The sequence below is a fragment of the Hydrogenophaga sp. T2 genome (assembly GCF_049843535.1).
Taxonomy (GTDB): domain Bacteria; phylum Pseudomonadota; class Gammaproteobacteria; order Burkholderiales; family Burkholderiaceae_C; genus Hydrogenophaga; species Hydrogenophaga crocea.
Genome location: NZ_JBBHZJ010000007.1, coordinates 57025 through 80837 on the forward strand (window position 1 = coordinate 57025; position 23813 = coordinate 80837).

A 23813-nucleotide genomic window follows, 5' to 3' on the forward strand; every position below is an offset into this window, starting at 1 on the left:
GAATCAGCGCGACCTTTCGAGTGCCCCGGCAGCGGGGCGCGAGGGACCGGCATTGTATGAAAACCATCAACAAGTCGGTGCTGCTGTGGCACAGCGCGCACGAGATGTTCGCGCTGGTGACCGATGTGCAGCACTACCCCCATTTTCTGCCCTGGTGCGACCGCGCCGACGTGATCGAACGCCTCGATGACGGCATGGTGGCCCGCGTGGGCATGGCCATCGCGGGTCTGCAGCAGAGCTTCACCACACGCAACCTGCACGTCGAAGACCGCGAGGTCCACATGGCGCTGGTCGACGGCCCGTTCTCGCAGCTCGATGGCCGCTGGCTGTTCACGCCGCTGGGTGACGGCAGCCAGCGCGCGTGCAAGGTGGAGTTCACGCTGCGCTACGGTTTTTCGAGCGGCACGCTGGCGGCCGTGGTGGGCCCGGTGTTCGACCGCATCGCGGGCAGCCTGGTCGATGCCTTCGTGAAGCGGGCCGACCAGGTCTACGGCGAGGCCTGAGGCATGCGCGTGACCCTGGTGTTCGCGAGCGGACCGCGCGAGGTGCACGAAGCCGCTGTGGACGTGGCCGAAGGCGCCACCGTGGCCGACGCCCTGAGGGCCGCGGGCTGGCACGAACGCTTCGCTGCGGTGGACGGCCTGAGCCTGGCGGTCTGGGGCCGGCGTTGCGCGGGCGGGCAGCCGCTGCGCGAGGGCGACCGGGTGGAGCTGTTGCGCGGTCTGCGCGTGGACCCCAAGGTGGCGCGGCGCGAGCGCTTCGTGGGGCAGGGCGCGCGCTCGGCGGGCCTGTTCGCCAAACGCCGTCCGAATTCCAAGGCCGGCTACTGAACCCGGCGCGGGCCGGCGTTCACTGCGCCGCGGGCGCGGGCCCGCACTCGCTGCGAATGATCTGCTCGATGCGCTGGCGCTCGTTTGCGCGGGTCTTGTCGTCCATGAACTCGCGCTCGCCCTTGGCGTTGGTGATGGCCACGCGCATGCCCGAGTCGAGCGTGTTGCGGGCCTGGGTGGCGCGGTTGCAGTTGTCGGCGCGGGCGCGCGCCACGCGCTCGGCCTCGGCCTTGCGCTTGGCCTCTTCGGCCGCCTCGGCCTGCTTCTTGCGCGCTTCCAGTTCGCTGTCCTTGGCGGGCAACTGCGGGGCGGCGGGCGCGGCCGGGCTGGCCGCGGTGGGTTCGGCAGGCGCCGCCGGCGCAACGGGCGCCATGGGGCCCGCCTGCCCGGGGCGTTTGAGGATGTTCTTGTCCGGCGTGCCCGCGGGCGGCGCGGTGTCGCTGAACACCTTGCGGCCGGTGCTGTCGATCCATTGCCACTGCGCCAGGGCGGCGGGCAGCGCCAGGGCGGTGGCCAATGCCAGCGATGCCTGGGCCAGGAGGCGGTGGGGGCGGTGGGATTTGCGCATCCGGGCAGTGTAGAACGCGGGGGCGGCGGGCCGTCAAGGACGCCCGCCCAAGCGGCCCTGGGGCAGCCCGGACGGCAGGCCCGCCATGGCCCCGCGCGGCGAAGGCCCGGAGGGCCTGGGTACAATGCCGTTTTTGGAGATACCCCTCATGCGCCTCCTCGGCAACGCGCTCACGTTCGACGACGTCTTGCTGGTGCCCGCGTACTCCCAGGTCCTGCCCAAGGACACTTCGCTGGCCACCCGTTTCTCCCGCAACATCCAGCTCAACCTGCCCCTCGTGTCCGCGGCCATGGACACGGTCACCGAGGCCCGACTGGCAATCGCCATCGCACAAGAGGGCGGCATGGGCATCATCCACAAGAACCTCTCGGCCGCTGAACAGGCGGCGCACGTGGCCAAGGTCAAGCGCTACGAGAGCGGCGTGCTGCGCGACCCGGTGGTGATCGCGCCCGACACCACGGTGCGCCAGGTCATGAAGCTGTCCGACGAGCTCGGTGTCTCGGGCTTCCCCGTGGTCGACGCGGGCCGCGTGGTCGGCATCGTCACCGGCCGCGACCTGCGCTTCGAAACCCGCTACGAGCTGCCGGTGCGCGAGATCATGACGCCGCGCGAGCGCCTGATCACCGTGCCCGAAGGCACCACGCCCGAAGAGGCCAAGGCCCTGCTCAACAAGCACAAGCTCGAGCGGCTGCTGGTGGTCAACGACGCCTTCGAGCTCAAGGGCCTGATCACCGTCAAGGACATCACCAAGCAGCTCAACTTCCCGAACGCCGCGCGCGACGCGGCCGGCCGCCTGCGCGTGGGCGCGGCGGTGGGCGTGGGTGAAGGCACCGAAGAGCGCGTCGAGGCGCTGGTCAAGGCCGGCGTCGACGCCATCGTGGTCGACACCGCGCACGGCCACAGCAAGGGCGTGATCGACCGCGTGCGCTGGGTCAAGCAGCACTACCCACAGGTCGACGTGGTCGGCGGCAACATCGCCACCGGCGCGGCCGCGCTGGCGCTGGTCGAGGCCGGCGCCGACGCGGTCAAGGTCGGTATCGGCCCGGGCTCCATCTGCACCACCCGCATCGTGGCGGGCGTGGGCGTGCCCCAGATCATGGCGGTCGACAGCGTGGCCACCGCGCTGCAGGGCACGGGCGTGCCCCTCATTGCCGACGGCGGCATCCGCTACAGCGGCGACATCGCCAAGGCCATCGCCGCGGGCGCGAGCACCGTGATGATGGGCGGCATGTTCGCGGGCACCGAAGAAGCGCCGGGCGAGGTCATCCTGTACCAGGGCCGCAGCTACAAGAGCTACCGCGGCATGGGCTCCATCGGCGCCATGCAGCAGGGCAGCGCCGACCGCTACTTCCAGGAGAGCAGCACCGGCAACCCCAACGCCGACAAGCTCGTGCCCGAGGGCATCGAAGGCCGTGTGCCCTACAAGGGCTCGGTCGTGGCCATCATCTTCCAGCTCGCGGGCGGCGTGCGCGCCAGCATGGGCTACTGCGGCTGCGCCACCATCCAGGAGATGAAGGACCGCGCCGAGTTCGTGCAGATCACCGCGGCCGGCATGCGCGAAAGCCACGTGCACGACGTGCAGATCACCAAGGAAGCCCCGAACTACCGAGCGGACTGAGTCCCGCCGTTCCACAGGCCGTCGCGAGCGACGGCCTTTTTCATTTCTCCCGCCGACCCGTCCCACGAACATGCAGCACGACAAGATCCTCATCCTCGATTTCGGCTCCCAGGTCACCCAGCTCATCGCGCGCCGCATCCGCGAAGCGCACGTGTACTGCGAGGTCCACCCCTGCGACGTGAGCAGCGAGTGGGTGCGCGAATTCGCGGCCGACGGCCACCTGAAGGGCATCGTGCTGTCGGGCAGCCACGCGAGCGTGTACGAGGTCGACGACAAGGCCCCCGACGCGGTCTACGAGCTGGGCGTGCCGGTGCTGGGCATCTGCTACGGCATGCAGACCATGGCGCAGCAGCTCGGCGGCAAGGTCGAGGGCTCGAACACCCGCGAGTTCGGCTACGCCGAGGTGCGCGCGCGCGGCCACACCGCGCTGTTCAAGGACATCGCCGACTTCACCACCCCCGAAGGCCACGGCATGCTCAAGGTGTGGATGAGCCACGGCGACAAGGTCACCGAGCTGCCCCCGGGCTTCAAGCTCATGGCCAGCACCGACAGCTGCCCCATCGCCGGCATGGCCGACGAGACGCGCCGCTTCTACGCGGTGCAGTTCCACCCCGAGGTCACGCACACCGTGCAGGGCCGCGCCATCCTCGAGCGCTTCGTGCTCGAGATCTGCGGCACCCGCGCGGACTGGGTCATGCGCGACCACATCGCCGAGGCGGTCGAGAAAATCCGCGCCCAGGTGGGCGACGAAGAGGTGATCCTGGGCCTGTCGGGCGGTGTCGATTCCTCGGTGGCCGCGGCCCTGATCCACCGCGCCATCGGCGACCAGCTCACCTGCGTGTTCGTCGACCACGGCCTGCTGCGCCTCAACGAGGGCGACATGGTGATGGACATGTTCGCGGGCAAGCTGCACGCCAAGGTGGTGCGGGTGGACGCGAGCGAGCTGTTCCTGGGCGAACTCGCCGGCGTGAGCGACCCCGAGCAGAAGCGCAAGATCATCGGCCGCCTGTTCGTGGACGTGTTCAAGGCCGAGGCCGCCAAGCTCACCGCGAGCGGCGCGTCCAAGCAGGGCGCGAAGTGGCTGGCGCAGGGCACCATCTACCCCGACGTGATCGAGTCGGGCGGCGCCAAGAGCAAGAAGGCCGTGACCATCAAGAGCCACCACAACGTGGGCGGCCTGCCCGAGCAGCTCGGCCTGAAGCTGCTCGAACCCTTGCGCGACCTGTTCAAGGACGAGGTGCGCGAACTCGGCGTGGCCCTGGGCCTGCCGCACGACATGGTCTACCGCCACCCCTTCCCGGGGCCGGGCCTGGGCGTTCGCATCCTGGGCGAGGTGAAGAAGGAATACGCCGACCTGCTGCGCCGCGCCGACGCGATCTTCATCGAAGAGCTGCGCTCCACCATCGAACCGAACTCGGGCAAGAGCTGGTACGACCTGACCAGCCAGGCCTTCACCGTGTTCCTGCCGGTGAAGAGCGTGGGCGTGATGGGCGACGGCCGCACCTACGACTACGTGGTGGCGCTGCGCGCGGTGCAGACCAGCGACTTCATGACCGCCGACTGGGCCGAGCTGCCCTACAGCCTGCTCAAGCGCGTCTCGGGCCGCATCATCAACGAGGTGCGCGGCATCAACCGGGTGACGTACGACGTGTCGAGCAAGCCGCCGGCGACGATCGAGTGGGAGTGAGCGCGCCGGCCCTCAGCAGAAGCTGAGGTTCGCCCCCATCCGCCCGTTGCGGATGCGCGCCGCCGTGATGAGCTGGTGCGGCAGCTCCACGAAGGGGATGTCGGCGTTGACCAGCACGGTGTCGATCGCCTCCACCATGTGCGAGCCCTTGCGTGCCAGCACCACGTCGGTCCAGTCGGTGTTGGTCATGGCCACGGGCACGAAATCGCTGCGCTTGATGAAGCTGCCCAGGGCTTCGAGCACGCCCAGGTTCTGGCGCGCGCCTTTCTCGCTGTGGCAGCAGTCGTTGAGCATGAGCAGGCCGTCGGGGCGCACCAGGTCCTGGTAGGTCATGAGGTCGCGCAGCACGTATTCGTACTGGTGGTTCGCGTCCACGTAGAGCAGGTCGAGCCCGCGCCCGGCCACGCGCTCGCGCACGGTTTCGTAGGCGCTGAAGGAGTCCTGGCGGATCAGGCTGACCTCGCTGTGACCGTCGAACTTGCTCGCGCAGCTCTGGTACAGGCGCTCCCAGGTCTGCGGGTCGTCCATCGGGCCGCCGTAGTAGTAGGCGTACTCGGCCACCGGCGTGACCCAGGGCGGCAGTTGTTCGAAGGGGCAGTAGGCGGCGTTCGACGCGGCGCTCCAGGCGTCCACCAGCAGCAGTTGTTCGGGGCGCAGGGTCTGGTGCAGCTGCAGCGCGTTGTCGCCCTTGAGCACGCCGAGTTCGGCCACGGTGGGCACGCGGTCGAAGGCGTCGAACACGGCGGCCAGCACCTGGTACAGGCCTTCGCGCGGGGTGATGCAGATCTTCATGCGGGGAGCTCGGGTGTGGGCATGCCACGAGGCTACCGGCTGCGCCCGCGGGCGATGCGCCGAAAAGCCCGGCGATTCGCGCGCAAACCGCCGGCGCGGGCCAGGGCCGCGGCTATCCTGCGGCCATGCCCGCACGCGCCCCCTGGATCGACGCCCTGCACAGCCGCCTCGGCCTGTGGCGCTCGCTGCTGATCTACCACGGCATTCCGGGGCGGCGCGCGCGCCTGCGGCGCTTCTACCGCCGCTTCGTGCCCGCGGGCGGGCTGGCCTTCGACGTCGGCGCGCACACGGGCAACCGGCTGCAGGCCTTTCTCGAGCTGGGCGCGCGCGTGGTCGCGGTGGAGCCGCAGCCCGCGCTCGCGGCGCGGCTGGCGCGCCGTTTCGCGCCCGCGGTGCAGGCGGGCCGGGTGGTGCTGTTCGAGGGCGCGCTGGGCCGCGCCGAAGGCCGTGCGCCCCTGTTCGCGAGCCCGCGCACGCCCACGGTGGCCACGCTCTCGGGCGACTTCGTGGCGCGCGCCGGCGCGAGCGCGTCGTTTCGCGGCGTGCGCTGGCAGCCCGGGCCCTCGGTGGCGGTGGGCACGCTCGACGCGCTGATCGCGCAGCACGGCGTGCCCGACTTCGTGAAGATCGACGTCGAGGGTTTCGAGCCCGAGGTGCTCATGGGCCTGGGGCAGGCGCTGCCCGCGATGTCCTTCGAGTTCGTGCCCGCGGTGCGCGACCTGGCGCTGGCCTGCGTGGACCGGCTCGAAGCACTCGCCGGCCCCGGCCGCTACCGCTATGCGGTCTCGCTGGGCGAGCAACTGCGGTTGCGCCCGCCCGAGGGCCTGGACGCCGCAGCCCTGCGCGCCTGGCTAGGTGCCTTGCCCGAGGGCGCGCCGTCGGGCGACGTGCATGCCTGGCTCGCCGGGTGAGTCGGCGTCGTCGGGCGGCTGCGGCGCGTCGAAGGCGTCGAGCAGCACGCGCGTGAGGCGGTGCAGGGGCCCGAGGCTTTGCGCCGGTGGCGTGAGGCCGGGCACGAAGCCCTCGTCCAGCAGGTGCTGGCGCAGCGCACCGCGCGCGCCCACCACGTGCACCGGCACCTCCCAGGGCGCGCCGCGCCCGCTCACCGCACCGGGCGGCTGGTGGTCGCCCACCACGATCAGCAACTGCGGCGCGGCCCGCGGCTGGCGCAGGTGCTGCGCGAGCCAGGCGTACTGGCCGCGCAGGCTGTCGAGGTAGGGCGCGAGCGGTTCGCGCAGCGCGAGCGGCGCGGCCAGCGCGCGGGCCGCCTCGCCGGCGCTGTAGGCCTGCGGACCGGTGAGGCGCTGCACCTCGTCCACGAAGGGCGCGAGCGGGTGAAACGGCGCATGCGTGCTGGTGGTGGGAAAGACCACGAAGCGCGGCCGCGCGTCGGCGGCGCGTGCGGGCGCATCGAGCTCCTGCGCGCGCAGCAGGGCCATCGCGGCCTGGTCGGGGATGCGCCAGTAACCGAAGTCGGGCCCCTGGTAGCCGATGCCGGCGTCGTCGGCGAGGCGCTCGAAGCCGTAGAAGCGGCCCTCGGGCCAGGGGCGTTTGAGGCCCGGCATCCAGCCCACGGTGCGGTAGCCGTGGTTCGCAAAATGCCGAACGAGTGTGGGCCGATCGCTGGTGAGCAGCAGGTCGTGGTCGGCCGGGTCGTGCGTGTCCACGCCTGCGAGCAGGCCCGCGTGAGCGAGCCAGGAAGCGCCGCCGAAGGTGGGCGAGCCCACGCGCGCGCTCAGCACCTCCAGGCCTTGCGCGCGGGCCGTGGCCTCGAAGGCCGCGCGCGCGCCGGCCAGGGCCGCGGCCTGCTCGGGCCGGTCGAAGGCCACCATGCCGTACGACTCGGCGAACACCAGCAGCACGTCGCTCGGCCCCTGCGGCGTGGCCAGGGCCTGCAGTCCGCCGTCGAAGGTCGGGCTCTCGCCCAGGCCGTCGTGCTGCGCGGGCAGCACCACGCGCGCCAGCAGCCCGGCCTGCTGCCACAGCGTGGGCGTGATCGGCAGCGAAAAGAACCAGCGCGTGTCGCGCTCGCCCGGCACATAGGCCACGTAGCTCGCGCTGAGCGCGGCCACCCCGGCCAGCAGCCAGGGCCGCGGGCGCGGCGCCTGCAGGGCCTGCGCGAGCAGCGCGATGAGCGCGCGCGCGGCGCGCACGAGCAGCGCGGCACCGATCACCACGGCGGCCGCGGCCGCCGCCACCTGCCACGCGGGCAGCGAGCCCGCGGCCACGCGCAGCAGCTCCAGCGCGTGCCGGCCGTCCCAGTAGAGGTTCACCGGGCGCCCGAGCAGCGCGGGCGCGGTCACGTTGGCGTAGCGCACCAGCACCAGCGCCGCGAAGCCCAGCGCGAGCAGCGTCAGCGCACGCCGCCCGAGCGGGCCGCGCCAGGCCACCCAGGCCAGCAGCGCGGCCAGACCCAGGCAAAGCTCGAACGACAGCCGCGGCATGGCGTGCACCCCGAAACCGGGCCAGCGGTTCTCGAAGGTGAGCAGGGCGTTGAGCAGCGCGAACGCGCCGCCGAAGCGCAGCAGCCAGGCCAGGCCTGGCGTCACTGGCGCACCGCCTCGAACTCGATGATCAGCGGCACCTCGTCGCCCACCCAGCCGTTGGCCACGGCGTAGTTCATGCCGTAGGCGCTGCGCTTGAAGCTGCCGCGCGCCGACACGCCCATCACATAGGGCTTGCGGCCGAAGCCGCCGGCCACGGGCGACTCGGCGCTCTTGTTCCAGGTGGCCTGCAGCGTGAGCGGCTGCGACTTGCCCAGCAGTTCGAGCTGGCCCGCGATCTCGAACTGCCGATCGCCCGTGCGTTTGGCACCGCTCGCGGTGAACACCATGCGCGGGAATTCGCCGCTGTTGAGGAAGTCCGGGCCCTTGAGGTGCTCGTCGCGCTTGCGCTGGTTGGTGAACACGCTCGCGGTTTCCACCTCGATGCGCACGTCCGACAGCGCGCCCGTGGCCTCGTCGAAGCGGTAGCTGCCGCGCGCCGAGCGGAACAGGCCCAGCACCTTGGCGTAACCCACGTGGTCCACCAGGAAGCCGATGGAGATGTGGTCGGGGTCGAGCTCGTAGCGCGCGGGCTGGGCCCGGGCGGCGGGGGCGGCCAGGGCCAGCGCGAGGGTGGCGGTGGCGAGCAGGGCAGGGGTCTTCATGGCGTGGTCTCCGGTGAGGCGCGGCGCTGCCGGGCCAGGGTCGACACGTCCACGGCGAACGAGGCCGTGAGCAGGAGCAGGGCGATGGCCGCGATGGCCGTGGCCAGCGGCGCGGGCACGATGGGCCCCAGGCACACGATGAGCGCGGTGATCTGCACCACGCACACGGTCTGGCGGCGTTTGCTGGGCGGCAGCGGCGCATCGAGCCAGGGCCACAGCACCGCCGCAGCCACGAAGGCGTAGCGCATCAGGCCCGCGGCCAGCACCCAGGGCCCGGCCTGCCCGGCCTGCCACACGAGCGCGCTCAGCACCAGCGTGAAGGCGGCGTCGGTCTCCATGTCGAAGCGCGCACCGAAGCGGCTGGCCAGGCCTTCGCGCCGCGCGAGGTGGCCGTCGAGCAGGTCGAGCACGGCGATCAGCGTGGCGAAGCCGATCAGGGCCCAGCCCGCCGGCCCCTGGGCCAGCGGCAAGGCATCGCCCACCAGCCCGGCCACCAGCGCCATGCCGGCCAGGCGCAGCAGCGTGATGCGGTTGGCCGCGCCGAAGCGCGCGTGCGGGTGTGCGCCGCCGGCCAGCCCGCGCCACACCAGCAGCGCGCCGATCGAATAGGCCGCCAGCGCCTTGAGCACGTGGTCGGCCCCGAGGCCGAACACCGCATCCAGCGCGGCCGTCGCGGCCGCCAGCAGCAGGCCCACGGCCAGCAGCGCACGCGCGGCCTCGCGCCGCAGCGCGCGGGCCGGTGCGTCGGCGGGGGCATGGTCGGGTGCGAGGGTGGGATTCATGGCGGGTCGCGGAGCGGGTCGCGGTCGGGCCTTCTAAGATGCGTGCAGCCCCCCGAGGTTGCGCGGCTTGGCCGCGCGGCGCAAGTCGGCGCCCCGAATAACCCCAACCCAGGCCCGTGACCGCTCCTTCGCCCCACCACGCCCCCATGGCCGCGCTGGCCTGCTGGATCACCGGTCCTTCGCGGGCCGAAATCCGCGCCGAAACCCTGGGCCCGCTGCGCGAGGGCGAGGTGCGCGTGCGCTGCCTGCACAGCGGCGTGAGCCGCGGCACCGAAGGCCTGGTGTTCCGCCACGAGGTGCCCGCGAGCGAGGCGCAGCGCATGCGCGCGCCTTTCCAGGTGGGCGATTTCCCTTCGCCCGTGAAGTACGGCTACGTGAGCGTGGGCCGCGTGGAGGCCGGGCCCGCCGATCTGCTCGGCCGCGTGGTGTTCTGCCTGCACCCGCACCAGACCGTGTTCCAGGTGCCCGCGGCCGCGGTCACGCCGCTGCCCGAGGGCGTGCCGCCCGCGCGCGCCGTGCTCGCGGCCAACCTGGAGACCGCGGTCAACGCGCTTTGGGACGCGCCCCCGCGCGTCGGCGACCGCGTGAGCGTGGTGGGCGGCGGTACGCTGGGCCTGCTGGTGGCCTGGCTCGCGGCGCGCATGCCGGGCTGCGCGGTGCAGGTGGTGGACACGAACCCCGGCCGCGCCGCGCTCGCGCAGGCGCTGGGCGCGGACTTTGCGCTGCCCGAGGCCGCGCGTGGGGAGGCCGACCTCGTGGTGCACGCGAGCGGGCACCCGGCGGGCCTGGCCACGGCGCTGCGGCTCGCGGGCTTCGAGGCCACGGTGCTCGAACTCAGCTGGTACGGCACCCGTGCCGTGCCGTTGCCGCTGGGCGAGGCCTTTCACGCGCAGCGCCTCACGCTGCGCAGCTCGCAGGTGGGGCAGGTGGCCACGGCGCAGCGCGCGCGCTGGACGCATGGCCGCCGGCTGGCGCTGGCGCTGTCGCTGCTGACCGACCCGGCGCTCGACCGCCTCATCACCCACCACGCGCCGTTTCACGAACTGCCCCAGGTGCTGGCGCGCCTGGCCGCGGGCGACCGCGACACGCTGTGCCAGCGCATCGACCACCCCGCCTGAGACCGACACCCGAGACCTCCGCATGTACAGCGTCACCGTCCGAGACCACTTCATGATCGCGCACAGCTTCCGCGGCGCGGTCTTCGGCCCCGCCCAGGCCCTGCACGGCGCCACCTACGTGGTCGACCTCGAACTGCGCCGGCCCGCGCTCGACCCCGACGGCATCGTGGTCGACATCGGCCTGGCCACGCAGGTGCTGCACGAAGAACTGGGCCGACTGAACTTCCGCAACCTCGACGAGCTGCCCGAGTTCGCGGGCCGCAACACCACCACCGAGTTCCTCGCGCGCGTGGTGTTCGACCGCCTCGCACAGCGCATCGCTGCGGGCGATCTGGGCCCGCACGCCGTGCCGGGCAGCGCCACCGGCGGGCTCACGGCCCTGCGCGTGTCCTTGCAGGAATCGCACGTGGCCTGGGCAGCCTACGAAGGCCCGCTCGTGGCGGCATGAGTGCGCGCGCGCCCTGGGTGCTGCTGGTGCCGGGCGATCTGCACACGCCCACGGGCGGCTACGTGTACGACCGCCGGCTGCTCCAGGCCTGGCGCGCGCAGGGCCGGGCGGTGGACGTGCTGCGCCTGGACGGCGACTGGCCGCACCCCGACGCCGCGGCGCTGGCGCGTGCGGCCGCTGCGCTGGCCGCGCTGCCCGATGGCGCCTGCGTGGTGGCCGACGGCCTGGCCTTCGGCGCGCTGGCCGCGCAGGTGGCGCCGCACGCGCAGCGCCTGCGCTGGGTCGCGCTGGTGCACCACCCGCTGCACCTCGAAACCGGGCTGGCCCCCGCGCTCGCCGAAGCCCTGCGGCGGCAGGAAGGCGAAGCCTTGCGCCACGCGCACCAGGTGGTGGTGCCCAGCCAGCACACCGCGCACGACGTGGCCGCACTGGGCGTGCCGGCCGCGCGCATCGCGGTGGTCGAGCCGGGCGCGGACCCGGTTGCGGTGCCCGTGCCGCGGCCGCGCGCACCCGACGGGCCGGTCGAGCTGCTCTGCGTGGCCACGCTGACCCCGCGCAAGGACCACGGCCTGCTGCTGCGCGCACTCGGCGGGCTGCTGCACCTGGACTGGCGGTTGCACGCCGTGGGCAGCGCCACGCGCGACGCCGCGCACGCCCGGGCCCTGCACGCGCTGACCGCGTCGGGCCCGCTCGCGCCGCGCGTGGTGTGGCACGGCGAGCTGGCCGAGGCCGCGCTGCAGGCGCGCTACGCCGCGGCCGACGCGTTCGTGCTGGCCTCGCGCCACGAGGGCTACGGCATGGTGATCAACGAGGCCCTGCAGCACGGCCTGCCCGTGGTGGCCAGTCGCGCGGGCGCGCTCGCGCAGACCGTGCCGCCCGAGGCCGGCCTGCTGGTGCCGGCGGGCGACGCGTCCGCGTGGCGCGCGGCGCTCGCGGCCGTGATCGGCGACGCCGCGCTGCGCGCGCGGCTCGCGGCCGGTGCGCGTGCCGCGGCCCAGCGCCTGCCCGCCTGGCCGCAGCAGGCCGCGCGCTTCGCGGCGCTGATCGACGCGGTGGCGGCATGAAGGCCGGCGCCGCGTTCAGCGCCGACTGGCTCGCGCTGCGCGAGCCTTTCGATGCCGCGGCGCGCGCCGCGTCGGCGCCGCTGCTGCAGGCCTTGCGCGCGCGTGCGCCCGCCAGCGGGCCCTGGCGCGTGATGGACCTGGGCTGCGGGACCGGCGCCAACCTGCGCTGGCTCGCGCCGCGCCTGGGCGGCGCGCAGCAATGGCTGGTGATCGATCACGATGAATCGCTGCTCGCGCGCTGGGACCATCAGCCCGGCTTCGCGCCTGCGGACGCGGGGCGCCTGCGCTGGCAGGGCGCGGGCTTCAGCGCCGAGGTGCTGCGCCGCCAGACCGATCTTGCGCGCGGCTTTGCGGCCTTGCCCTGGGCCGCGGCGCACCTGGTCACGGCCTCGGCGCTGCTCGATCTGGTGGGCGAGGCGTGGTTGCGCGCGCTCGTGGCACATGCCAGCGGCGCGCGCGCCACGCTGTTCTTCGCACTCAGCGTGGACGGCCGTCACGTCTGGTCGCCGCGCGATCCGCACGACGCCGCCGTGGACACGCTGTTCGCCGCCCACCAGCGGCGCGACAAGGGCCTGGGACCGGCGCTGGGCGCGCAGGCCGTGCCCATGCTGGCGCGGCTGCTGCGCGAGCGCGGCTACCGCGTGCGGCTGGCGCGCAGCGACTGGCGCGTGGCCGCGCCGCACGATCCGGACGGCGCGCTGCAGCGCGCGCTGATCGAGGGCCTGGCGCGCGCCGCGCAGGAGCAGGACCCGGCGCAGGCGCCGCTGGTGCGCGGCTGGCGCGAGCGCCGGCTCGCGCAGGTGGCGCGCGGCCGCCTGCGGGTGGGGCATCTGGACCTGCTGGCCTGGCCCGCGCGCTGAGACCCGCCGCGCGGCGCGATGGACTCAGCCGCCCGCGGCGCCGGCCGCGAGGTCGAGGTCCCAGAGCACGTCGTCGCCCAGCACCACCATGCGCGCGGGCGGGCGCGGGCAGTCGGCCATCACCGCGTGCGGCGGCACGCGCAGGCCGCGCCGGCCTTCGCCCACCAGCACCGGCGCCACCGACAGGTGCAGCCGCTGCAGCAGCCCGGCCGCGAAAAAGCGCGACACCGTGACACCGCCACCTTCGACAAACAGCACACGCAGGCCGCGCGCGGCCAGGGCCTGCAGCGCGCGCGGCAGCTCGCACGCGCCGCCGTCGCCGAGCAGGCCGGGCACGGGCACCACCTCGGCCGTCGCGGCCGCGCCCGGCGCCGCGGCGCTGCGCCAGCGCGCGCGGGCGGACTCGGCGTGGCGCGCGTCGCAGACCCACAGCGTGGGCGCCTGGCCGTCGTGCAGGGCGCGCGCCTGGCCATCGAGCCGTGCCTCGGGGTCGAGCAGCACGCGCACCGGGTGCGGCCCGCTCACCCGGCGGGTGGTGAGCTGCGGGTTGTCGATCGCCACCGTGCCCGCGCCCACCAGCACCGCGTCGCACAGCGCGCGCAGGCGATGCAGGTGCACCAGGCTGTGGGCGCCGTTCACGTAGTAGGAATCGCCCGTGGCGGTGGCCACGAAGCCGTCCAGGCTCTGGCCCATCTGGGCCACCACCCAGGGCGTCTCGTGCGCCCGGCTGCGCGCGTCGAGCAGCGGGCGGTAGAGGTCGAACAGCGCCTGGCAGCGCGCGTCCACCGGCTGCGCCAGGCGCCAGCCCGTGTCGGGCTGGAAGGCGAGGGCGGTGGTGGGCCGGCCGTGGCGCACCGCGAGCAGGGCCTCCCACACGGCGGGCCAGTCGGGTGGCACGTCGGCAAGCCCGCCCGGTCCGGGCTCGGTCGGGTCGGGCAGGCGGCGCGCGGACTCGGGGGACAGCAGCATGCGGGCATCATGGCACCGCCCCCCCGCGGCCGGCCAGCGGCGCGTGTTACACCCTGTGGCCCGCTCACCTACCCGTGTTCAGCGCCAGCCGGGCGTGTAATAAGGGTCGTCCGTCTTGGGTGCGCCGCGGGCCGCCTCAGCCACGTGCCACTGCCCGGCCACCAGCAGCGCGAGGGCCAGCAGCACGGCCGCGAGCGGCAGCAGCGCGGCCAGGCCGGGGCGCGTGCCCGCCCTCGGCGGCAGCCACACGGCGGCGAGCAGCACCGCGAGCGCCGCGGCGGGCATGAGCGCGAGTTGCGCGAGCAGCAGCGATCCGCCCAGCCCCGCGAGCGCCGCCAGGGCCAGCGCGAGCAGGCCCGTGGTCACCAGCACAGCGGTGGCGCGGCCGCGCGACAGCGGCGCCGCGGCGCGGGGCCAGCGCGCCAGGGCCAGCCCGGCGCCCAGCGCCAGCAGCCCGACCCAGGGCAGCCACTGCGCGTGCGCCGTGGGCGGCCACACCGGCCCGGGCCACACCAGGAACGCCGCGGCGAGCCCGAGTGCCGCGCCCCAGGGTGCCCACGCCGGCCGCAGCGCACGCAGGGCCAGCAGGGCCAAGGCACAGGCCAGCGCGGGCAGCACCAGGCTCTGGAACAGCGGGTGGTGGATGAAGGACCAGTCGGTGATCGGGACAGGCATGGGCGGCCCCCGTGGCAGTGACCGGCGGCCATCATCGCACCGGGGCCGGTCCGGGGGAACCGCGGCGCATGCATTACGCTTGCGACTACCCCCTACCCGTACCCGCCGAGTCTTTCGTGTACCTGCCTCCCCAGTTCGCCCACCCCGATCCCGCGGTGGCGCGCGACCTGATGCGCCAGCACCCGTTCGCGCAGCTCGTCTCCACCGACGACGAGGGCTTTCCCTTCGTCACGCCACTGCCCATCCACGTCCCCGCGGACGGCCCGGTGGGCGAGGGCATGGTGCTGCTGGGCCACGTGGCCCGGCCCAACCCGCACGCCGCGCACCTGCGCGCGCGGCCGCAGGCGCTGCTGGTGTTCCAGGGGCCGCAGGCCTACATGACGCCGCGCGTCTACCCCGACCTGGCGCGCGTGCCGACCTGGAACTACCTGATGGTGCAGGCGCGCGTCGAGGCCCGCTTCGTCGAGGCCTTCGACGACAAGGACCGCTTGCTCAAGCACCTGATCCACGACCACGACCCGGCCTATGCGGCGCAGTGGCGCGGCCTGCCCGAGGATTTCCAGACCGGGCTCATGAAAGGCATCCACGCGCTCGAGTTCCGCGTGCTCGAACTGCGCTGCAAGGTCAAGCTCAACCAGCACCGGCGCGAGTCGCACGCCGAGATGCTGCGCCTGTACGAACAGGGCGGCGTGCAGGAGCAGGCACTGGCGGGCTGGATGCGCCGCCTCGGTCTCGTGTGAGGGCGGCCATGCACACCCGCCTCGTGCCGCTGGTGCTGGCCTTGTGCGCCGGCGGGGTCCTCGCCGCCGACGCGCTGCCGCCGCCGCCCCTGCAGGGACCGCCCCAGCCGCCGTCGCTCGCGGTGAGCGCCATCGATCTGGCGAGCGCCGAACTGCGCTGGCGCAGCAGCCTGGACGCCTTCGCCGAACAGGACCGCCGCGCGCGGCCGCCCGCGGGCGGTGTGCTGTTCGTGGGCAGTTCCTCGATCCGGCTGTGGGACGGCCTGGAGACCGCGTTCGCGCCGCACCCGGGGGTGCTCAAGCGCGGCTTCGGCGGTTCGCGGCTGGCCGACTGCGTGTTGTTCGCCGATCGGCTGGTCACGCCCTACCAGCCGCGGCAGGTGGTGCTGTACGCGGGGGAAAACGACATCGACGAGGGCGCTTCGCCGGTGGACGTGCTGCTGCGCTACGAGCGCTTCGTGCAGTACGTGCACAAGATCGCGCCGGGCACGCGCATCGCGTTCGTGTCCATCAAGCCCAGCCCCGCGCGCCAGGCGCTGCTGCCCGCGATCCAGAGCGCCAACCGCCTGATCCGCGCCTACACCGAGGGCCAGCCGCTGCTCGATTACATCGACGTGCACGGCCCCATGCTCGACGAACAGGGCCGGCCCCGGCCCGAGCTGTACGCCCCCGACCGGCTGCACCTGAACGCCGCGGGCTATGCGCTGTGGCGCGAGCTGATCGCGCCGCGCCTGAGGCAGCCCTGAGCCCGCGCTGACTCAGCGCAGCGCGTCGGCCAGGCGCAGGCCGCCGCCCTGGTCGCGCCGCTGCGCCACCAGCGCCACCGCGAACAGGCCCGCGAAGGCCGCGGCCAGCAGCAGCAGGTCGGTGCTGCGCGGGCGCAGCACCTCGACCGAGCCGAAGAAGGCGAGCGTGAGCAGCGCGATCACGATGTGGGCGCAGAACACCGGCAGCGATTGCCGGCCCAGCAGCTCCAGCGGCAGCGGGCGGGGCAGGGCGCGCCACAGCGGCGCGCTGGCCAGCAGCAGCGCCACCATGGCCGCGAGGTTGAGCAGGCGCAGCGGGCCGAGCGACCATTTGTCGAACAGCGCGGCCACGGCGGGCACGCCGGGCATGGGGTCTTGCCCCACGGTGTGACGCCACACCAGCGTGGTCGCCACGAACACCAGCGCAGGCAGCCAGACCCACCAGCGCAGCACGGGCCAGGGCGCGCGGCGCGCGCCCAGCCACAGGCCCACCACCCACAACAGCTGCCAGCCGAAGGTGTGGAAGGCGCCCATGTCGCGGTAGGGCACGGGCCAGCCCAGGTCCCGGGCCAGCGCGTGCAGGCCCGCGCTCAGGCCCCACTGCTCGGCCAGCCACACGAGCACGCTCAGGCACAGCAGACCGCGCCAGCCGTGGCGCTGGCCGTGCGCGATCAGCCAGGGCGACACCAGCATGAGCACGATATAGAGCGGCAGCACGTCGAGCAGCGGCGGGTTGTAGGCCAAGGCAAAGGCCGCGGGCACCGCGGTGGCGGGCGCGATGAAGAAGTACTCGAGCAGTCCCGTGACACCGCCCTGGTGCCGCACCACGCCCAGCCAGGCGATCAGCGTGAAGGCCAGCAGCAGCAGGCCCGCGTGGCACAGGTAGAGCTTGCCCGCGCGCTGCCACAGGCCGCGGCGCAGCGCGGCGAAGCCGTGGCGTTCGGCGCGCGCCGCATACACCCGCCCGGCCAGGATGGCCGAGATCAGCACGAAGCCTTCGGCCGCGGACACGAAGCCGAAGGGCTGGCTGAGCACCGGCGAGTAGCCGGTGGGCATGTGGGTGAGCGTCATCAGCACCAGCATGAGCCCGCGCAAGGCGTCGAGCTCCCATTGCCGGCCGCTGCTCGGGGTGGGCTGCATGGGGAAGGAAGAAACGTCCGGGTTTACCCGGGCAACCCGCGATCATGCCAGAGCACCGGCGGCGGCGCGGGCGCTGCGCGGGGCTCCCCTACACTCGACGCATGCCCTTGCCCGACGATTCCGCGTTCATGCAGCTCGCGCTTGCCGAAGCGCGCGCCGCCGCCGCGGCGGGCGAGGTGCCGGTGGGCGCGGTGGTGGTCAAGGACGGCGTGGTCATCGCCAGCGGCCGCAACGCCCCGATCGCGCGCCACGACCCCACGGCCCACGCCGAGGTGCAGGCGCTGCGCGCCGCCGCCGAGCGCCTGGGCAATTACCGGCTCGACGGCTGCACGCTCTACGTCACGCTCGAACCCTGCGCCATGTGCAGCGGCGCGATGCTGCACGCGCGGCTGGCGCGCGTGGTGTACGGCGCGGCCGACCCCAAGACCGGCGTGGCCGGTTCGGTGCTCGACCTGTTCGGCGAGCCGCGGCTGAACCACCAGACCCGCATCGAAGGCGGCGTGCTGGCCGCGGACTGCGGCGCGCTGCTGCGCGACTTTTTCCAGGAGCGACGCATGCAGACCCCAACGCACCCGCTGCGCGAAGACGCGCTGCGCACGCCCGAGCGCGCCTTCGAAGACCTGCCCGGCTACCCCTGGGCGCCGCACTACCTGAGCGAGCTGCCCGCGCTCGCGGGCCTGCGCCTGCACCACCTCGACGAAGGCCCGCGCGATGCGCCGCGCACCTGGCTGTGCCTGCACGGCAACCCCGCGTGGAGCTACCTGTACCGCCACATGATCCCGGTGTTTCTGGCCGCGGGCGACCGTGTGGTGGCGCCCGACCTGATCGGCTTTGGCAAGAGCGACAAGCCCAAGCGCGAAGGCGCGCACCGCTTCGGCTGGCACCGGCAGGTGCTGCTGGAATTCGTGGAGCGGCTCGATCTGCGCCGCGTGGTGCTGGTGGTGCAGGACTGGGGCGGCATCCTGGGTCTCACGCTGCCCATGGCCGCGCCCGAGCGCTACCGCGGCCTGCTGGTGATGAACACCACGCTGGCCACCGGCGAGACGCCGCTGTCGCCCGGCTTCCTGGCCTGGCGCGAGATGTGCGCGAAGAAGCCCGATTTCGCGGTCGGCCGCCTGTTCGCGCGCGGCAACCCGCACATGAGCGAGGCCGAGTGCCGGGCCTACGACGCGCCGTTTCCCGACCGCGGCCATCGCGCCGCGCTGCGCGCGTTTCCGCCGCTGGTGCCCGAGCACCCGGACAGCGAGGGTGCGGCGGTCTCGCGCGAGGCCCGCGACTTCTGGCGCGAACGCTGGCAGGGCGAGAGCCTGATGGCGATCGGCCTGCAGGACCCGGTGCTCGGCGAGCCCGTGATGCGCGCCCTGCGCGCCGACATCCGCGGCTGCCCCGAACCCCTGTTGCTGCCGCAGGCCGGCCACTTCGTGCAGGAGCACGGCGAGGCCATCGCACGCGCCGCCGTGACGCATTTTTCCCGCTGACCATGAGCCACATCTACATCTATTCCCCTTCCAGCGCGGTGCGCGACAAGGCCGCGTTCCGCCGCGGCGTGAAGCGGCTGCAGGCCCAGGGCCACGAGATCGAGATCGACGAGGCCGCGCTCGCGAGCCACACCCGCTTCGCCGGCGACGACGCCACCCGCGTGGCCGCGATCGGCCGCGCCGCGGCCAGCGGCGCCGACGTGGCGCTGATCGCGCGCGGCGGCTACGGGCTCACGCGCATCCTGCCCGCGCTGCCCTACAAGGCGATCGCCCGGGCGATCGAGAAGGGCACGCAGTTCGTGGGCTTGAGCGACTTCACCGCGCTGCAGCTCGCGGTGCTTGCCAAAACCGGCGCCACCACCTGGGCCGGCCCGGCCCTGGGTGAAGACTTCGGCCCCGAGGGCGAGCCCGACGAGATCATGCAGGCCTGCTTCGACGACCTGCTGGCCGGCGCGGGCGAGGGCTCGGGCTGGACGCTGCCCGCGGCCGACGCCAAGGCCCATGCCGCCAAACCCGAGCGCCACGTGCGCCAGGCCACGCTGTGGGGCGGCAACCTCAACGTGTTGTGCGCGCTCGTGGGCACGCCCTACCTGCCCGCGGTGAAGGGCGGTGTGCTGTTCCTCGAAGACGTGAACGAACACCCGTACCGCATCGAGCGCCAGCTCACGCAGCTGCTGCGCAGCGGCATCGTCGATGCCCAGAAGGCCGTGCTGCTGGGCGGCTTCAACCGCTTCAAGCTGGTGCCGGGCCACGACCGCGGCTACTCGCTCAAGACCGTGATCGACTGGTTCCGCTCACAGACCAAGACCCCGGTCTACACCGGCCTGCCGTTCGGCCATGTGCCCACCAAGGTGCTGCTGCCCGTGGGCCGCACGGTGGATTTCGCGGTGGAAGGGCGCAATGCGCTGATCTACTGGGGCCACCTGGGGCACGGGCACGACGCGCACGATCACGGCCACTGAGGCCGTGCGGTGCCGCGGCTTCAGTGCCGGCGGCCGCGCGCGGAGGCGTCGATCAGGGCCTTGGGGATCAGGCCCTGGAAGTGCGGCGACAGGCCTTGCACGCGGTGCACCGCGAGCGCTTCGCCATGGATCTGGCTCAGCACGGCCACCAGTTCGCCGCGCGCGTACCAGAGGCTGTGCGCGTCGTGCATGAACTTCAGGCGGCGCTTGAGCGCCGGGTTCATGCGCGCCCCTTCTTCACCCAGCACATCGAGCATGGCGCGGCGCACCGGCTCGAGGGCGTCTTCTTCGTCCGCATGCGGCTGCGGCCCGATGAGGGCCGAGATGCTGTTGCGAAGACTGGGTTTGAACCAGCGCATGGGCTTGCTCGTGGACAAAAGGGGTATGCAAAGGGAAACGCAGGATACGGTTTGATGTATATCGGCGCAATGACACAAGATCTGTAGCACAAAAAAACAACAGCAAAATCAGCCACTTGTTGCAAGGGGTTGAGGTGATGCCTCAGCTTATTAATACCTTTGCATACCCCGGGCGCAGCACCGGCGATCCGTTCAAGTTGCACTTTGATCCGTGTGTCGTTGAAGAAAACCGTCTCGGCGGCCGATGAACCAAGGCGTGAACATGTGCATGCTTTAATCGCCGCGACCCCGCCTGTCCCATGTCAGATCTCACGATTGCCTTCGTCGACCTCACCGGCAGCACTTCGGTTTTCGAAACGCTGGGGAACGACCGCGCCACCAAGGCCGTGACCAAGCTCACCCAGTGGATCGGCTCGCGTGGCCAGGCGCACGGCGGCACGGTGGTCAAGATGCTGGGCGACGGTGTGCTGATGGCCTTTGCCGACAACCGCGCGTGCGTCGAGGCCATGACCCAGATCCAGCAGGAGCACGCCAAGCGCGTGCAGCAGTGGCCGCCGCACCTCAAGCTGCTGATGCAGGTGGGCCTGGCGCGCGGCCCGGTGGTGTGGGTCGACGGCGACTGCTTCGGTGACGCGGTGAACCTGGCCTCGCGCCTGAGCGACCTGGCCGGGCCCGAACAGATTTTTGCCACCGACACGGTGGTGCAGCAGCTCGAAGCGCGCTCGGGCGTGCGCAGTCGCAGCCTGGGGCCGATCCGCATCAAGGGCAAGGTCGACCCCTGCGAGGTCTTCCGCATCGAATGGCAGCTCGACATGCAGTCGGAGTTCCTGACCATGCCGGCCGCGCTGCACGCGGTTTCGCCGCGCGAAGACTCCGATTTCGTCGGCATCGAACTCGCCTGGCTCGACGCCACCCGCACGTTCGGCGCCGACGACCTGCCGGTGCGCATCGGCCGCGTGCCCGAGGCGGGCTTCGTGGTGAACGACCCGCGCGTGTCGCGCATGCACGCGCAGATCGAACTGCGCGCGGGCAACTACGTGCTCGAAGACCTGAGCAGCTATGGCACCTGGGTGCGCTTCACCGGCAGCGACACGCTCGTGGCCCTGCGCCGCCAGGAGGTGCTGCTCACCGGCGACGGCGAGATCGCGCTCGGCGCGCCGTTCTCGGATTTCAGCGCGCCCACCGTGAGCTTCAAGCTCGTCAACGGCCGCATGGTGCTCGGCCGCAACCCCGCCACGGCCTGATCGGACGCGACAGCGCTCGGTACCCCATGGGGGTGTCTGGCGATATGCTCGCCGGCTCCTTCCGAGCCCGTGAGAACACCGTGATGCGCTGGATCCGCCGAGTATTTGCCGCCCTGGGCCTGTTGCTGGTGGTGGCCGCCGCCTGTGGTCTGTGGTACGCGCGCCAGACCCTGCCGGTGCTGGACGGCCAGCTGCAACTGAGCGGCCTCAGCGCGCCCGTGCAGGTGCGCCGCGATGCGAGCGACGTGACCCACGTGCTGGCCAGCCGCAGCACCGATGCCTGGATGGCGCTGGGCTACGTGCACGCGCAGGAGCGCGGCTGGCAGCTCGCGTTCAACCGCGCGGTCATGCGCGGCACGCTGTCGTCGTTCCTGGGCCCGGCCACGCTGGAAACGGACAAGCTCATGCGCACCCTGGGCATCCGCCAGGCCGCGGTGCGCCAGCTCGGTCTGCTGCCGCCCGAGGCCAAGGCCGCGGTGGAGGCCTACAGCGCGGGCATCAACGCCTATTTCGCCCACACCGAAGAAGCGCGCACGCCCGAGTTCCTGCTGCTGGGTGTGAACCCGCGCGAGGCGGCCGCGGCCGGCGGCTGGTGGGACGCGGCCGACAGCGTGGGCTGGTCGATCATGCTGGCGCTCGACCTGGGCGGCAACTGGGGCAACGAGTTCGCGCGCCTGTCCGCGCTGCAGGTGCTCGACACCGATGCGCTGTGGGAGCTGTTCCCGCCGTACCCGGGCGAGCCGCGCGCCGCGTCGGCCGACCTGGGCAAGCTCTACCGCGAACTCGGCGTGTACCGCAACGGCGCGGGGCAGAAGCAGTCGGCCGTGTCCGAGCCGCCCGCGCACGACCTGCGCAGCCGCATCGCCCAGGACCTGCGCGCCTGGACCGACACCTTCGGCCATTCGGAGGGCAAGGGCTCGAACAACTGGGTGCTGGCCGGCTCGCGCACGCGCAGCGGCAAGCCGCTGCTCGCCAACGACCCGCACCTGGGCCTGAGCGCGCCCGCCATCTGGTACTTCGCGCGGCTGCAGGCGCCCGACACACCCGATCAGAAGGGCCTGGACGTGATCGGCGCCACGCTGCCCGGCACGCCCTTCGTGGTGCTGGGGCGCACGGCCAACGCGGCCTGGGGCTTCACCAACACCGGCCCCGACGTGCAGGACCTCTACCTCGAGCAGATCAACCCCGACAACCCGGGCCAGTACCGCGTGCCCTCGGCCGACGGCCAGCCCGCGTGGGCGCCGTTCACGGTGCGGCCCGAGGTGATCCAGGTCAAGGGCCAGCCCGACGTGACGCACATGGTGCGCCACACGCGCCATGGCCCGGTGCTCAGTGACGCGCAGGCGCTGCACCGCGAGGTGATCGACACCAGCCGCTTCGTGCTGTCGCTGCGCTGGACCGCGCTCGAGGCCGACGACGGCAACGTGCTGGCCACGCTCGAAGCCAACCGGGCGCAGTCGGTGGACGAACTGCTCGCGGCCTTCGCCGACTTCCAGGCGCCCATGCAGAGCGTGGTGATGGCCGACCGCGCGGGCCGCATCGCCTACAAGGCCGCGGGCCGTGTGCCGGTGCGAGCGCCCGACAACGACATCCGCGGCGTGGCGCCATCGCCGGGCTGGGAAGCGCGCTACGACTGGACCGGCTGGCTGCCGTATGCCGACACGCCGCAGGACGACGGCGGCGCGCGTGGCTGGGTCGCCACCGCCAACCAGCGCGTGCACGGGCCCGACTACCCGCACTTCCTCACGCAGGACTGGGCCGCGCCTTACCGCATGGAGCGCATCGCGCAGTTGCTCGAACAGACGCCCCAGCACGACCTCGCGAGCCTGCAGCGCATCCAGGGCGATCTGTATGCCGCGTCCACGCTGCGCCTGCTGCCGTTCCTGCAGAAGGCGCAAAGCGCCCACCCGCTGGCCGCGGCCGCGCAGCAGGCGCTGCAGGGCTTCGATGGCGTGATGCGCGCGGACGCCGCGGCCCCGCTGATCTACAGCGCCTGGGTCGACGAGTTCACGCGCGGTGTGGTGGGCGGCCGCCTGGGCGAGCAGCGCTTCAAGACCCTGTACGGCAAGCGCCTGTTCCGCAACGCGGTCGAAGGCATTCTGGAATCGGACAACAAGGCCTGGTGCGGCCCGGCGGGCTGTGCCCAGGCCAGCGGCGCCGCGCTCACGCGCGCGCTCGACCGCCTGCAGGCCGTGCATGGCGCCGACGTGGCCCGCTGGCGCTGGGGCGACGCCCACCCCGCGATCTCGGTGCACCGGCCGATGTCGGAGGTGAAGCCGCTGGCCAAGCTGTTCGAGGTGCGCGTGCCCACGGGCGGCGACCCGTTCACCGTGAACGTGGGCCAGTACCACCTGGACAAGGCCGACGCACCCTACGCGAACCGCCACGCCGCGAGCCTGCGCGCGCTCTACGACCTCGAAGACCTGGACCGCTCGGTGTTCATCTACCAGACCGGCCAGAGCGGCAACCTGTTCTCCAGCCGCTACCGCGACATGAGCGCCACCTGGGCCGCCAACGAACACCGGCCGCTGAGCCTGAACCCCCCGGCCTGGAAGCACACGCTCGAACTGCGGCCCTGAGCGGGC

24 protein-coding genes are annotated in these 23813 nt (G+C 72.9%); 15 read left to right on the forward strand and 9 right to left on the reverse strand.

Annotation, left to right across the window (positions count from 1 at the left end; genetic code table 11):
• The first annotated feature begins 56 nt into the window (after positions 1-56).
• Both WDZ95_RS16625 and WDZ95_RS16630 read left to right on the forward strand, forming a co-directional pair.
• Entirely contained in the window at positions 57-503 is a 447-nt protein-coding gene (locus WDZ95_RS16625) for a type II toxin-antitoxin system RatA family toxin (protein WP_166226507.1), read from the forward strand.
• Between the two features lie 3 nt (positions 504-506).
• Positions 507-830, forward strand: a complete 324-nt coding sequence (locus WDZ95_RS16630) for an RnfH family protein (protein WP_166226509.1) — start codon at positions 507-509, stop codon at positions 828-830.
• Positions 831-849: 19 nt separating this feature from the next.
• Here the strand turns inward: WDZ95_RS16630 and WDZ95_RS16635 are convergent, their stop codons facing one another.
• The gene (locus tag WDZ95_RS16635; protein WP_425780033.1) at positions 850-1398 is read right to left on the reverse strand and encodes a DUF4124 domain-containing protein; all 549 of its coding nucleotides are present in this window, start codon (positions 1396-1398) and stop codon (positions 850-852) included.
• A gap of 148 nt (positions 1399-1546) precedes the next feature.
• Between WDZ95_RS16635 and guaB the strand changes: the two genes are divergently transcribed.
• Positions 1547-3016 carry an IMP dehydrogenase gene (gene guaB / locus WDZ95_RS16640; RefSeq protein WP_166226511.1) on the forward strand — a complete coding sequence of 490 codons (1470 nt, stop codon included), beginning with the start codon at positions 1547-1549 and terminating at the stop codon, positions 3014-3016.
• 70 nt (positions 3017-3086) lie between these two features.
• Complete coding sequence (gene guaA, locus WDZ95_RS16645; RefSeq protein ID WP_425780035.1) at positions 3087-4703, forward strand: glutamine-hydrolyzing GMP synthase; 1617 nt, start codon at positions 3087-3089, stop codon at positions 4701-4703.
• 12 nt (positions 4704-4715) lie between these two features.
• Here guaA and WDZ95_RS16650 read toward each other — a convergent pair whose 3' ends face one another.
• The gene (locus WDZ95_RS16650) at positions 4716-5495 is read right to left on the reverse strand and encodes a class I SAM-dependent methyltransferase (protein WP_425780037.1); all 780 of its coding nucleotides are present in this window, start codon (positions 5493-5495) and stop codon (positions 4716-4718) included.
• A 125-nt stretch (positions 5496-5620) separates the two neighbouring features.
• Here WDZ95_RS16650 and WDZ95_RS16655 point away from each other — a divergent pair, with 125 nt between their 5' ends.
• Positions 5621-6406, forward strand: a complete 786-nt coding sequence (locus tag WDZ95_RS16655; protein WP_425780039.1) for an FkbM family methyltransferase — start codon at positions 5621-5623, stop codon at positions 6404-6406.
• Here the strand turns inward: WDZ95_RS16655 and WDZ95_RS16660 are convergent.
• Genes WDZ95_RS16660 through WDZ95_RS16670 form a run of 3 tightly spaced genes read right to left on the reverse strand, consistent with a single transcriptional unit; the run spans position 6347 to position 9425 of the window.
• On the reverse strand, positions 6347-8044 hold the full coding sequence (locus WDZ95_RS16660) for a hypothetical protein (RefSeq protein ID WP_425780041.1): 1698 nt from the start codon (positions 8042-8044) through the stop codon (positions 6347-6349). The genes WDZ95_RS16655 and WDZ95_RS16660 overlap by 60 nt on opposite strands.
• A complete protein-coding gene (locus WDZ95_RS16665) occupies positions 8041-8643 on the reverse strand; it encodes a YceI family protein (protein WP_425780043.1) in 603 nt (200 codons plus the stop codon). Before WDZ95_RS16665 ends, WDZ95_RS16660 begins: the two co-directional genes overlap by 4 nt.
• The gene (locus WDZ95_RS16670) at positions 8640-9425 is read right to left on the reverse strand and encodes a CDP-alcohol phosphatidyltransferase family protein (RefSeq protein WP_425780045.1); all 786 of its coding nucleotides are present in this window, start codon (positions 9423-9425) and stop codon (positions 8640-8642) included. The genes WDZ95_RS16665 and WDZ95_RS16670 overlap by 4 nt, the downstream gene beginning before the upstream one ends.
• A 116-nt stretch (positions 9426-9541) precedes the next feature.
• Between WDZ95_RS16670 and WDZ95_RS16675 the strand changes: the two genes are divergently transcribed.
• The 4 genes from WDZ95_RS16675 to WDZ95_RS16690 are packed head-to-tail and all read left to right on the forward strand — an operon-like array spanning position 9542 to position 12915.
• Positions 9542-10543 (forward strand): zinc-dependent alcohol dehydrogenase, encoded by a 1002-nt coding sequence (locus WDZ95_RS16675; RefSeq protein WP_425780047.1) that lies wholly within the window; start codon positions 9542-9544, stop codon positions 10541-10543.
• A 22-nt stretch (positions 10544-10565) separates the two neighbouring features.
• The gene (locus WDZ95_RS16680; protein ID WP_425780049.1) at positions 10566-10991 is read left to right on the forward strand and encodes a 6-pyruvoyl trahydropterin synthase family protein; all 426 of its coding nucleotides are present in this window, start codon (positions 10566-10568) and stop codon (positions 10989-10991) included.
• A complete protein-coding gene (locus WDZ95_RS16685; RefSeq protein WP_425780051.1) occupies positions 10988-12055 on the forward strand; it encodes a glycosyltransferase family 4 protein in 1068 nt (355 codons plus the stop codon). The genes WDZ95_RS16680 and WDZ95_RS16685 overlap by 4 nt, the downstream gene beginning before the upstream one ends.
• Positions 12052-12915 carry a hypothetical protein gene (locus WDZ95_RS16690; RefSeq protein ID WP_425780053.1) on the forward strand — a complete coding sequence of 288 codons (864 nt, stop codon included), beginning with the start codon at positions 12052-12054 and terminating at the stop codon, positions 12913-12915. The genes WDZ95_RS16685 and WDZ95_RS16690 overlap by 4 nt, the downstream gene beginning before the upstream one ends.
• A gap of 24 nt (positions 12916-12939) precedes the next feature.
• On the opposite strand, the gene WDZ95_RS16695 is transcribed toward WDZ95_RS16690, so the two are convergent.
• Positions 12940-13884, reverse strand: coding sequence for a RibD family protein (locus WDZ95_RS16695; protein WP_166226570.1), 945 nt, complete (start codon positions 13882-13884; stop codon positions 12940-12942).
• 78 nt (positions 13885-13962) lie between these two features.
• Positions 13963-14559 (reverse strand): hypothetical protein, encoded by a 597-nt coding sequence (locus WDZ95_RS16700; protein WP_425780055.1) that lies wholly within the window; start codon positions 14557-14559, stop codon positions 13963-13965.
• Positions 14560-14675: 116 nt separating this feature from the next.
• On the opposite strand from WDZ95_RS16700, the gene WDZ95_RS16705 reads away from it, so the two are divergent.
• Together WDZ95_RS16705 and WDZ95_RS16710 are read left to right on the forward strand one after the other, a co-directional pair.
• On the forward strand, positions 14676-15299 hold the full coding sequence (locus WDZ95_RS16705; RefSeq protein WP_425780057.1) for an FMN-binding negative transcriptional regulator: 624 nt from the start codon (positions 14676-14678) through the stop codon (positions 15297-15299).
• 8 nt (positions 15300-15307) lie between these two features.
• Positions 15308-16045: an SGNH/GDSL hydrolase family protein gene (locus WDZ95_RS16710; protein ID WP_425780059.1), complete on the forward strand. Its 738-nt coding sequence runs from the start codon at positions 15308-15310 to the stop codon at positions 16043-16045.
• Between the two features lie 12 nt (positions 16046-16057).
• Here the strand turns inward: WDZ95_RS16710 and opgC are convergent, their stop codons facing one another.
• Positions 16058-17185, reverse strand: a complete 1128-nt coding sequence (gene opgC / locus WDZ95_RS16715; RefSeq protein ID WP_425780061.1) for an OpgC domain-containing protein — start codon at positions 17183-17185, stop codon at positions 16058-16060.
• 101 nt (positions 17186-17286) lie between these two features.
• Here opgC and tadA point away from each other — a divergent pair, with 101 nt between their 5' ends.
• Both tadA and WDZ95_RS16725 read left to right on the forward strand, forming a co-directional pair.
• Entirely contained in the window at positions 17287-18663 is a 1377-nt protein-coding gene (gene tadA / locus WDZ95_RS16720; protein WP_425780063.1) for a tRNA adenosine(34) deaminase TadA, read from the forward strand.
• A 2-nt stretch (positions 18664-18665) separates the two neighbouring features.
• Complete coding sequence (locus WDZ95_RS16725; protein ID WP_425780065.1) at positions 18666-19625, forward strand: LD-carboxypeptidase; 960 nt, start codon at positions 18666-18668, stop codon at positions 19623-19625.
• 20 nt (positions 19626-19645) lie between these two features.
• Here WDZ95_RS16725 and WDZ95_RS16730 read toward each other — a convergent pair whose 3' ends face one another.
• Positions 19646-19984 (reverse strand): hypothetical protein, encoded by a 339-nt coding sequence (locus WDZ95_RS16730; protein WP_166226583.1) that lies wholly within the window; start codon positions 19982-19984, stop codon positions 19646-19648.
• A 299-nt stretch (positions 19985-20283) separates the two neighbouring features.
• Between WDZ95_RS16730 and WDZ95_RS16735 the strand changes: the two genes are divergently transcribed.
• Both WDZ95_RS16735 and WDZ95_RS16740 read left to right on the forward strand, forming a co-directional pair.
• Positions 20284-21228: an adenylate/guanylate cyclase domain-containing protein gene (locus tag WDZ95_RS16735; protein ID WP_166226585.1), complete on the forward strand. Its 945-nt coding sequence runs from the start codon at positions 20284-20286 to the stop codon at positions 21226-21228.
• Positions 21229-21311: 83 nt separating this feature from the next.
• Positions 21312-23807, forward strand: a complete 2496-nt coding sequence (locus tag WDZ95_RS16740; RefSeq protein ID WP_425780325.1) for a penicillin acylase family protein — start codon at positions 21312-21314, stop codon at positions 23805-23807.
• Positions 23808-23813: the final 6 nt, after the last annotated feature.